The sequence below is a fragment of the Paenibacillus sp. N119s genome (assembly GCF_059447605.1).
Genome location: NZ_JCAJRU010000181.1, coordinates 1 through 10,662, shown reverse-complemented (window position 1 = coordinate 10,662; position 10,662 = coordinate 1). Strand labels below are relative to the sequence as shown.

Genomic DNA, 10,662 nt, shown 5'->3' with positions numbered 1-10,662 from the left:
AGACGTTGCGCAAGGGAGCCAATGGCTATCTGTTAAAAGATATGGAGGCCGAGTCTCTCATCAATGCCATTCGTTCCGTACATGAAGGATATGCATTTATCCATCCAAAAGTAACGGGCAAGCTTATTCAGCAGCTTCGCCGGATGACTTACCTGAATGAAACAGGTGCTATGGCGGAAGGCCATACTAAGGAAGCAGGCGTGAAGTTTGTCGCAGGTGAAAATAACCCGCTGACCCGCCGTGAAGCAGAAGTGCTGCGTCTGATGGCTGAAGGCAAGAGCAATAAGATGATTGGTGAATATTTATTCATAAGCGAGAAAACGGTCAAAAACCATGTCAGCAGTATTCTGCAAAAAATGGAGGTTGATGATCGTACCCAAGCCGTTATTAACTCCATCAAATATGGATGGGTTACGCTGTAAAGTGTAGTTATTTCATACATTAGACCACTCAGTTGCCTAGGTATGAAGCTGTACGCCCCTCTTTTGGAGCGAGATATCCGCTCGTACGGAAGTCCAGTACATAACCGTGACACCTCTTCCTGTTATACGGCATATATTGTCGCTATAGGAGGAGGTGGAACCCTCGTGACGGCTCACTTGGTTTGGATATTGCTTATATACGGTGTGGGAGCCGCAGTCGTGCATCTTATGTATATACGACAGGCGGTTCAGGCTTATCACAATGGCGAAGATGCACATGCGGCATCGCCGGATCGTCGTGCGACTCGCTATATTGTGATCACATCCAATGACGGAGATCGTGTGGAATGGGTGATGCGTTCATTGAGCATACTTGCCTGGCTACACCGGAGGCCGTTGCATGTAACGGTACTGGATGATGAATCTATAGACGATACGCTACCGATTCTGACCCGACTGGTGCGCTATAGTCATATGGATGTTTCAGTCATCTCACGTCGTTTTTCACCGGGGAACCCGGTATTGCCGAAGTCAGGCGGTGAAAAACAGGTTGTTATTGATCTTAGAACAGCAAACCCGTTGGCGGGTGCCCCACTTGTTCCTTAGTGACAAGGAACTGTGGACATTGTGGTTAAAATCAGATATAAATGTTTATAGACAGTTGCATATGCAAGACAACAGGGATTTCGTCGAAATCTGTTTGATGTGAAGCACACTTCAGGCTAGTAGCCATGGAAGTGTGCTTTTTTGCGTTTTCCGGGATGACAAGAAACCGAAAAAAGATGGATGGGAGAGAGATCGAAAATGAAAATTGCAGTATATGCAGTCAAGTATAAGGGAGATTGGAATCTCCGATTATCTGTGGATATTCGAGTAGATATGACATGGTGGTTGGATCGAGATAAGGAACAGGAGAATACTGTCGAAAGGTGGGTGTTATTAGGAGACGAGCTTCCCTTGTCCTGGGCAGTAAGCCTGTGTGAGAGATTTAAGGAATTAGCAAATATGGAGCGATGGGGGAATCAGCAATGGTGGGAATATACGCTTGCACAGCTAAAGAATGAATTGGTTCTAGAGTCTTCTAATGGAGAAGGGATGATCTTATCTGGAGGAGTAGAAAATATATGTATTTGGGATTGTCGACAAGGCTGGGCTTCTCGCACTACACATGGGAATAAGGAATGGGAGACAATAGGAGTTGTACGTTCAATTCAGAACATGAACCTCTTCACGGGAGTGGATGGGTTGGATTTGGAAAGTTTAACGCGACAAGCGAACGAGCTAACTCATTTGTTGGCAGGGCGCCAGTTGCTCGTTCCTGAAGCTGAAGCGCTGCTAGCAGAGGCAGTGCCGGATTTGGAGCATACTTGGCGTTCAGCTGCGCAACTTGCATATCTACAGGGCCGACTCAGCTTTGCTGCTGGCCTTGCTTCAACACCACGCGCGCGTTGGTCTGCTGCGCGTAGGCATGAACTCCGCTGCAACCGTTGTGGCAGCGGAAAGGTGCATCGCACAAGCTGCGCATCGTGCGGCCGTAAGGCGTGCGCCTACTGCGAGACATGTCTCGCGCTTGGGCGCAGCCGTGAGTGCTCGCTGCTGCTGCGCGGTACAGCGAAACCCGCCATGCCGCGAGCGGCACAGGTTGCCCCGCCGGCGAATCTCGACCGCTGGGGACTGAGCCCTGCGCAACGTGCCGCCGCCGAAGTAGCGCTGCGTTTTTTGGCTGCACCACCCGGCGAGGGGCGAAAATCCTCTCGTCCGGAAGGCCAGTGGCAATGGGCGCGCCAATTATTCTGGCGTAGCCTGCTTGGGCGCCAGGATGCAGGTACTTCCGCTACGCATGGTAGCACTCTTCCCGACAACGAGCAGTCCTCGCCTAAATCTGACGAGCCTGCTTGGGGGATCGCTGGCCGACAAGTATCTGATTCTGCGGCTGAACGTTTTCTGCTCTGGGCCGTGACGGGCGCCGGCAAGACAGAAATGATGTTTCCTCTTTTACAGCATGTGTTGGAACGCGGAGGGGCTGCACTTGTAGCAACACCGCGCCGCGATGTGGTGTTGGAATTGGCACCTCGCTTGGCTGTTGCCTTCCCCCAGGTTAGCATGGTGACGCTTTATGGAGGGAGTGCAGAACGGTGGCAAAGAGGACAGTTGACACTGGCAACGACACATCAGTTGTTGCGTTATCGCCAGGCCTTTGATTTGGTTGTAATTGACGAGATTGATGCGTTTCCTTTTCATAATGATCCGATGCTTGCCTTTGCTGCCCAAGCAGTATGTAAGCGGGAAGGAAAGTTTATTTATTTGTCTGCTACGCCACCACGTCCTTTGCAGAAAGAGGCTGCACGTGGTCAACTGCCACATGCCAAGGTTCCCGTTCGTTTTCATCGTCATCCCCTACCTGTCCCAATGCGTTTGGATACTGCATCAGTGCATCATTGGCTGCAAAAAGGTCAGCTTCCTGTTTCATTTATTCAACGTCTATGCGTATCCATTCAACGTGGAGCACAGATCTTCCTATTTGTGACACGAATCTCACATATTCAAGGTCTTGTGGAACTGCTGATTAGACAATTGCCTGATATACCTATTGCGGGCACCTCATCGCAGGATGACGAACGAACCGCCAAGGTACAATTATTCCGGACTACTGAAATACGTGTGCTGGTGACAACCACTATTTTGGAGCGGGGAGTGACTGTTCCACGGAGTGATGTGTATGTACTAGATGCGGACAGCAGTCTCTTTGACGAAGCATCCCTTGTCCAAATGGCTGGTCGCGCTGGAAGATCTAAGGATGATCCATACGGAAGTGTTATTTTTATATCTCCCCAATGGACTAGCGGCCAAAAGAGAGCAATCAAACAGATTAAGCATATGAATGTACTGGCTCGGAAAAAAGGATATCTGAATTGATAAAGCACTAAATGCATTAAATAAAAAAAGTTTTTTTGGAAATGTGAAACCTGAAACAATGTCGGTACGTAAACTACCAGGAAAGGTGCTTTTTGGTATGGGGATGACTCCAAGAATCCGTCTATTTTTGAATTGGTTATTCCATCGTCAGTCACAGACATGTGTTGCTTGTGGCACTCTTGCAGGCAATTTTTCCGAATTTACTGGGCTTTGCACTCGTTGCTCGAATCAAATTCCCTGGGTTTACAACATTCGCTGTGTTCATTGTGGACGTCCGACGTTTTGTCCAGATTGCGTCAGGCCCGGCCGATTAGCTCGTTACTATGTATGTAATCGGAGTGCAACCAGTTATACGCCGATGATGAGAGAATGGATTGGACAGTTCAAATATCGTGGCAATGAAAAATTTGGTCCCCTTCTGGGCGAAGTCATGAACCGAGCCTATCAGGCGATGAGGCATGAATTTGCAGATCCTAAATGTACTCATTTCAAGCGATCTTTGTGGGATGTAGATATTGTGACCTGTGTCCCGGTAAGTAAAAAGAGGCTGACAGAGCGAGGCTTCAATCAGGCTCAGATTTTGGCAGAAGAAATTGCAAAGCAAAATAAGCTTCCCTTCCTTTCATTGCTTGTTCGTCCGCAAGATACAGGCAAACAAAGCTTTAAATCAAAAAAAGAACGCATGAATACAATGAATAATGCTTTTTCTGTTCACCCCAATATGGCGAATTTGATGAAACGCTTTATTTTAAAAGCCGAACCTCAACATGCTGCGGAGAATATGTATTCCGTTACAATTTTGCTTGTGGATGATATTTATACGACAGGGAGTACATTGCAGGCATGTGCACGCGTTTTAAGAGAAAAGGCATTAGAACAAGGAGTACATTTGGCTATTTTTTGCCTATCCTTAGCGAGATCATGAGTCCAAATTTCTATTATATTCCATGATTTTGCGCTTGAAACTATGAAAAAAAGGTTATAATTCTTTTGAAAGAAGGCTTAAATGATAGAGCAGAAGCTTTTTAATCCGTACAATCAGTAGAATTTGACAACAAGCTAGAGAGAGGTATATAATAAAAATATAGAGACGAACAAAAAGTTAGGAAGTGAGGGATGAAATCAGAATATTTCAATTTAGAGGTTGATTTTTTTGGAAAAGAGGAGTACAATTTCTTTCTGTTGATAGCTAACATGATTGGTAATAAGTGATTAGCTAACGACAAAAGAGCGGACATTGGGAGTGTCTCGCTCAGTAGTAAAGCAGTTAATTAAAATTTAAAGCTAAAAAGAGGAGAGAATAAAATCATGAAAAACGTAATGAAAAAAGTAGCAGTTTCTAGCATGCTGGCTGTTAGCTTAGGTGCAGTATCTTTGTTGAGTCCACTTGCAACAGGTCAAGTGATGGCGAAATCCAGCTCTGATGACGAAGTGCAGCAAATGGAAGACCAAATTATGAGAGAACAACAAGAAGCAGCGCAAAAAGCATTTGAAGCAAAAGTTTTCGGAACTAAAACTACTGAAAATGCAGCAACTACAACACCTGCTCAATCGACAACAGAGAACAACAACCAAACAACAACAACTACAAAACCAGCAGCAACTACAACTGAAACACCAGCAACAACTGTAAAAACAATCACTGTAAATGTTCAAGAAGGCGACACATTGGCTTCTATTGCTGAAAAATATGGTGTAACTGTTGAAGAATTGGTGAAAATCAACAACTTGGTTAAAGTTGGTCAAGAACTTCAAGTACCACAAACAAATACAACTAAATAATTAACATTAACATTATAAACTGTTTTATAAAATATATTTATTAAACCAAGCGTTTGACTATAGTATACGGGAAGGCCTCTATTAAAACAATGCTTTTTTGAATAATTATTTGTAAAATGGCTTGTTTTTTTGGGCTGCAAATTTCCGATGGTACATCTAGCTTAATTTCAGATAGGTTATAGGTTAAATTGATGTTAGGTGTATGAGATTTATGAATACCCACACTCCATGTGCGGAGCATTCGTATGGACGCCGATCCCCCGGATTTACAGCATATGCTTGATGGCATTCGGGGCACAGGTGAACATGAATTCTTCTGAGGATTGTTTCGCCCGGTTTTCCCCTCATTTTATTTCTACATTTTAACCATATTCATATATAGCTGTTTAATGATAATGAAGCGCTATTCCTGAAAATAACTGGAATGGCGCTTGTTTTATTTTTTTATCTAAATTACGGAGTGAATTTGGACGATAAATACTCACATATATTAGGTTTATAAGGGCTCGTTTGCCCCTGGATTTTACGTTTTTGTATGTTGTTGTGCAAAGAAATGGAAAAATTCCCACTCATTGAATCTTTCCTTCTTATACTTTTACTATGATAACGAATAAAATGTGCAATTGTGTTAAATCTAAAAAACTTTTTTGAAATATTTGATAGACGAAGCTCTTCGCTATAAGGTAATGTAAGGATAAAAGTAATTAAAGAGACCAGAAGTTGGAAAGGGGCGCTACAGAGGATGAATTTGGATAACTGTCCTCGTTGTGGAAAGCTGTTTATTAAGAATGTTAGAGGAATCTGCCAGAACTGCATTAAAGAAATTGAGATCGAATATGAGAAATGTGTCAAACATATACGTGAGAATAAAGGTATTCATATGCATGAGCTTTCGGAAGCTACGGGTGTATCTGTCAAACAAATCACGACATTTATACGTGAGGGACGTATTTCCATTGCTAATGCGCCCAATATGACGTATCCTTGCGAGGTATGTGGGATACCAATTCGTGATGGGCATATGTGCGATTCTTGTCGAACACGCCTGACTAAAGACCTGAATCAGGCCGTACGCGAAAGTAGCAATCAGGATCAAAGTAATAATATGGGCTCAGGTACCTACAGTGCGATGGATAAACTTCGTGGAAACTAGTACAGGGGAATTAAATACGCATTCAGCTATTCAAAAAGTTTCAAATACCGCCGATAATCTTTATAGAGCTTATCGGTTTTTTTTATTTTAGCAATCATGCACAAAATAAAGAAGTAAGGCATAATACGAACCATGTTCGACGCTATGTCGTCTGATACATTCTGACCATATCAAATAACTAAGGAAGGTGGAAGTTATGAAAATTAACGAGACCAACCGCATCGGAGCTATCAATCCATATCAACGAAATATTGAAACAGGACGTCAAGAGGAGCAAAAAAAATCCCGCCGCAAGGACGAGGTTTCCATTTCTCCAGAAGCAATGGAGATGCTGAACCGAAGCAGCGATGCAGACCGCGTTAAGAAAATTCAGGAGCTTAAGCAGCAAGTAGCTTCTGGAACCTATCGTGTGGATGCCGATAAAATTGCAGAGAAGCTGTTACCTTTCTTTAAGCAGTCTTCCGAAAGCTAGGTGAAGGAATATGCCTTTAGAACGTTTGATGGATGTGCTGGAGCAACTTAGAGAGGCGCATGAGCAGTTGATCGCACTAGGAACTCAGAAAAAAGAAGCACTGATATCAAATAAGGTAGATCAGCTTATTCTAGTCATGAATCAGGAATCGAAGATGTCCAGACACATTGAACAGTTGGACGAACAACGTCTGCAAGCGGCCTATGAATTTTTGCAGGAACGTGGTATTAAATCCAAGTTGAATCTCAATATTACGGAGTTGTCTCGTCTTGTGTTTGATGTTGAAGACAAGCAGCGCCTCCTTCAAATTCAAAAAAATCTTGCAGATACGCTGGTAGAATTGAAAAGATTAAATGAATTGAATCAGCAGCTCATAAAACAGGCTCTTTCCTATATTGATTTTTCCATTGAGAGTATGTCGTATTATGCGGAATCTGAAGCAGTTTATCAGCGTCCAGCCGACAAAAGCACATCAGCTGTAAGAGCGGGGCTATTTGATACACGCGCCTAATTGAAGGAGGAAAATATGGTTTCAACATTTCATGGTATAGAAACGGCGAAAAGAAGCTTGAATACACAAACTGCGGCATTAAATACAACCGGACACAATATCTCAAATGCTAATACAGCGGGTTACTCCAGACAAGTGGTTAGTATGAAGGCCTCGGACTCTATGGAAGCCTACGGTTTGAACCGTTCCGTTGTACGAGGTCAAATGGGCACAGGGGTGGAATTTACTGCTATTGAGCGTGTCCGTCAGACGTTTTTGGACGATCAGTATCGTAATGAAAACTCCTCTTTAGGTGGATGGAGTATCCGCTACGATACTCTGAATAAGCTCGAAACGATTATGAATGAGCCTTCTGACACAGGTATGCGCAAAGTAATGGATAATTTTTGGAATGCTTGGTCGGACTTGAGCCAAGATCCTCAGGACGTAACTAACCGTAAAATCGTCAAAGAGACTACGTTGGCTTTAACGGATGCCCTGAATCAAACAAGCAAGCAGCTTGATGCACTGGAGACTGATTTAACTAGTAATATTACTTTAAAAACAACAGAAATGAATTCTCTTCTGCAATCTGTAGCAGATTTAAATGGTAATATTACCAAATTAGAGTCTTTGGGGGATAACCCAAATGACTTAAGAGACCAGCGAGATTATGCGATTGATAAGTTGTCTAAACTGGCTAACGTACAAGTCACTCAATTAGATAACGGATATCAAGTAACGGTAGCCGGACAGATAGTTGTAACGGGTAGTGAGCTTACTCCAGTAACTGCAGATGGTCTTCAGGCTGCTTTTACCGGTGGTACCTTAACTGGCGGCGAAGTTTATGGAATGGTATTGTCACGTGATAGATATGTTGCGGATTACAAAAACCAAATGAATCAATTGGCGAACACGCTGGCCAATGGAAATATTGAAGTTACCCTTCCTAAGGGGACTGTGCTTCCTGAAGGAACGATATTGAATACAGGACCAAATAATTCAGCGGTTACCTACTCTAATGCAAATAATAACCGGACTTTAACAAGCGATTTGAAAGTTACTGTCCAAGGGATTAATGGACTTCATCAGTTGGGTTATACAATTAGTGGCACAACTCCTACCAAAGGGGATGCTTTTTTCACATCTAAAGATGGTGCCGCAATTACAGCTGGCAATATTACGTTAAATCCCGACATACAAAGTGATCCTAATAAAATTGCAACTTCAATGCGGGTAGACGGTACGGGAACGACCGGTGAGAAGGTGATCCTCGGGAACAACGCTTTAGCTATGGCTATGGCTAATTTGAAAAATGTAAAATTTGATTTTGGAGCGGCTTTATCCAGCCCAACGTCAGTGGATGACTATTTTAGCTCTATTGCTGGACAGCTTGGGGTTCAGACTCAGGAAGCGGAACGTCAATCACAGAACGCACAGACCCTTACGGAGCAAGTAGATTTAAGCAGACAATCTGTCAGTGGGGTATCTTTGGATGAGGAGATGTCCAACTTGATCAAGTTTCAGCATGCCTATAGTGCATCTTCCCGTTTCATGACAACGTTCGATCAGTTGTTGGACAAGCTAATTAATAGTACAGGCCGTGTAGGATTATAAATCTATTTTTATTAGTAGGAGGTAGCGTATGGCGATTCGAGTAACCTCGGGGATGATGAGCATGCAGACGCTCAATAACCTGAATCGTAACTACAGCAATATGAATAAAATGGAAAATCAAATCACAACCGGACGTAAGCTCAATAAACCTTCAGACGATCCTGTAGGTGTAACTTATGCCCTTCGCTATAGATCTGAACTAGCCTCTAATGAGCAGTACTCCAGCAATGCAGATGCAGCTGTAAGTTGGTTGGACTTTACAGACTCAACTATGCAACAAGCTGGAGATGTGATGAAACGTCTAAAAGAGTTGACAGTTCAAGCTTCAAGTGGTACTGTTCCTCAAGCTGGATTGGATGCAATTAAGCTTGAAGTGGATCAGCTTAAGGAGCAAATGACGAATATCGGGAATAGCCAAATCCGTGGTAAGTATATTTTTAATGGCCAAAAATATGATCAGGCCCCTTATGAGCTTACGAGTACCATAACTAGTTATGACCAAATTGACCCAGATCAAGGTGCTGTAAATTATGCAATAGGAGATCAATCTACATTTCGGGTCAATACTAGCGGAAGTGAGTTCTTTGGAGCATCAACGGAAGCTGATAATGTTTTTAAAATTATGGATAATTTGAGTGCAGCCTTGGCTAGTGGAAATCAAACAATGATATCAAGTCAGCTCACAGGTATTGAATCTCGTTATACCAAAATGCAATCCAGCTTATCAGAAGTTGGAGCGCGCACCAATCGTGTGGAGCTAGTGCAATCGCGTCTGGATGATCGTAATTTGAATCTAACCACTTTGCAGTCTAAGACTGAGGATGCGGATATAGCAAGCCTGATGATTCAAGCGACCTCTGCTCAGACTATATATGAAGCTGCTTTGAAATCATCGGCTCAGATTATGCAGCCATCTCTTATGGATTTTATGAGATAAGATTTCGTATTCTTTGACATTTTGAAGCTATGGACCAAGGTCTGTAGCTTTTTTATTAGTATTCTAGGAGGACGAGAGATGAACCAAAGACACGAAATAGATGGAACTGAACAAAAATCTCAATCAGAATCAATTTTTACTTTTCCGAAAGGCATACCTGGTTTTGAGCATTTACGTAATTTTAAGCTACAGGAACATAACGAGATGTTCAGTATTTTTAGTGCTGTAGAAGAGGACGGCATCTCATTCATAACAATCAACCCTTTTGACTTTGTACATGATTACGAGTTTGAGTTGTCTAATGATGCTCTTGCTGATATCGAAGTAATAACCCGAGAACAGATTGCAGTTCGTTGTATTGTAACTTGGCATAGTAACAGAGATAAAATAACGGTCAACTTAATTGCCCCTATCATTTTTAATACGGAAAATTTAAAAGGTAAGCAGATTATTCTGCAAAATTCGGAGTATACGACCAGACATGCATTGTGGTCGGAAGTAGAATCGGAAGAGCAAGGCGGTGAATCCTAATGCTGGTATTGTCCCGCAAGAAAGGCGAGTCTATCGTTATTCAGAATAATATTGTATTAACGGTGCTTTCCGTTGAAGGAGACAACGTCAAAATTGGAATATCTGCTCCTAAGGATATAGATATTTACCGTAAAGAAATTTTTGATGCAATTCAGGACAATAATCAAAGCGCTGTAATGGATCTTAAAACAATTCAAACTGCAATATTGAATATGGGAAAGGACGGTAACCGCATCGAGTAGGAATCTGTCTTTTTCGATATAGAAAAGCTGACCCAAGCTAAACTGTACCCTCTGTAAAGGACATTTTAAAAAGGGCTAGTCTGCTTGAAAAAGATGATCT

The 10,662-nt window shown here is 42.7% G+C and carries 12 protein-coding genes; all 12 read left to right on the top strand.

Annotated elements, in window-relative coordinates:
- Nucleotides 1-422, top strand: a 422-nt coding sequence (locus tag AC5V8P_RS18620; protein WP_495473767.1) for a LuxR C-terminal-related transcriptional regulator, incomplete at its 5' end; no start/stop codon positions are given.
- Between the two features lie 165 nt (nucleotides 423-587).
- Nucleotides 588-1,028: a hypothetical protein gene (locus tag AC5V8P_RS18615; RefSeq protein ID WP_063212257.1), complete on the top strand. Its 441-nt coding sequence runs from the start codon at nucleotides 588-590 to the stop codon at nucleotides 1,026-1,028.
- Between the two features lie 198 nt (nucleotides 1,029-1,226).
- Nucleotides 1,227-3,338: an ATP-dependent helicase ComFA gene (locus AC5V8P_RS18610; protein ID WP_064797803.1), complete on the top strand. Its 2,112-nt coding sequence runs from the start codon at nucleotides 1,227-1,229 to the stop codon at nucleotides 3,336-3,338.
- A 43-nt stretch (nucleotides 3,339-3,381) separates the two neighbouring features.
- Nucleotides 3,382-4,263, top strand: a complete 882-nt coding sequence (locus AC5V8P_RS18605; protein WP_231116937.1) for a phosphoribosyltransferase family protein — start codon at nucleotides 3,382-3,384, stop codon at nucleotides 4,261-4,263.
- Nucleotides 4,264-4,646: 383 nt separating this feature from the next.
- Nucleotides 4,647-5,120 (top strand): LysM peptidoglycan-binding domain-containing protein, encoded by a 474-nt coding sequence (locus AC5V8P_RS18600; RefSeq protein ID WP_064797805.1) that lies wholly within the window; start codon nucleotides 4,647-4,649, stop codon nucleotides 5,118-5,120.
- 742 nt (nucleotides 5,121-5,862) lie between these two features.
- Nucleotides 5,863-6,273: a TIGR03826 family flagellar region protein gene (locus AC5V8P_RS18595; protein ID WP_064797806.1), complete on the top strand. Its 411-nt coding sequence runs from the start codon at nucleotides 5,863-5,865 to the stop codon at nucleotides 6,271-6,273.
- Nucleotides 6,274-6,469: 196 nt separating this feature from the next.
- Nucleotides 6,470-6,745: a flagellar biosynthesis anti-sigma factor FlgM gene (gene flgM / locus AC5V8P_RS18590; RefSeq protein WP_013373392.1), complete on the top strand. Its 276-nt coding sequence runs from the start codon at nucleotides 6,470-6,472 to the stop codon at nucleotides 6,743-6,745.
- Nucleotides 6,746-6,755: 10 nt separating this feature from the next.
- Nucleotides 6,756-7,256 (top strand): flagellar protein FlgN, encoded by a 501-nt coding sequence (locus AC5V8P_RS18585; RefSeq protein WP_064797807.1) that lies wholly within the window; start codon nucleotides 6,756-6,758, stop codon nucleotides 7,254-7,256.
- 15 nt (nucleotides 7,257-7,271) lie between these two features.
- On the top strand, nucleotides 7,272-8,852 hold the full coding sequence (flgK, locus tag AC5V8P_RS18580; RefSeq protein ID WP_064797808.1) for a flagellar hook-associated protein FlgK: 1,581 nt from the start codon (nucleotides 7,272-7,274) through the stop codon (nucleotides 8,850-8,852).
- Between the two features lie 28 nt (nucleotides 8,853-8,880).
- Nucleotides 8,881-9,789 carry a flagellar hook-associated protein FlgL gene (flgL, locus tag AC5V8P_RS18575; RefSeq protein ID WP_064797809.1) on the top strand — a complete coding sequence of 303 codons (909 nt, stop codon included), beginning with the start codon at nucleotides 8,881-8,883 and terminating at the stop codon, nucleotides 9,787-9,789.
- Nucleotides 9,790-9,867: 78 nt separating this feature from the next.
- Nucleotides 9,868-10,320, top strand: coding sequence for a flagellar assembly protein FliW (locus AC5V8P_RS18570; RefSeq protein WP_064797810.1), 453 nt, complete (start codon nucleotides 9,868-9,870; stop codon nucleotides 10,318-10,320).
- Nucleotides 10,320-10,562, top strand: coding sequence for a carbon storage regulator CsrA (csrA, locus tag AC5V8P_RS18565; protein ID WP_064797811.1), 243 nt, complete (start codon nucleotides 10,320-10,322; stop codon nucleotides 10,560-10,562). Before AC5V8P_RS18570 ends, csrA begins: the two co-directional genes overlap by 1 nt.
- Nucleotides 10,563-10,662: the final 100 nt, after the last annotated feature.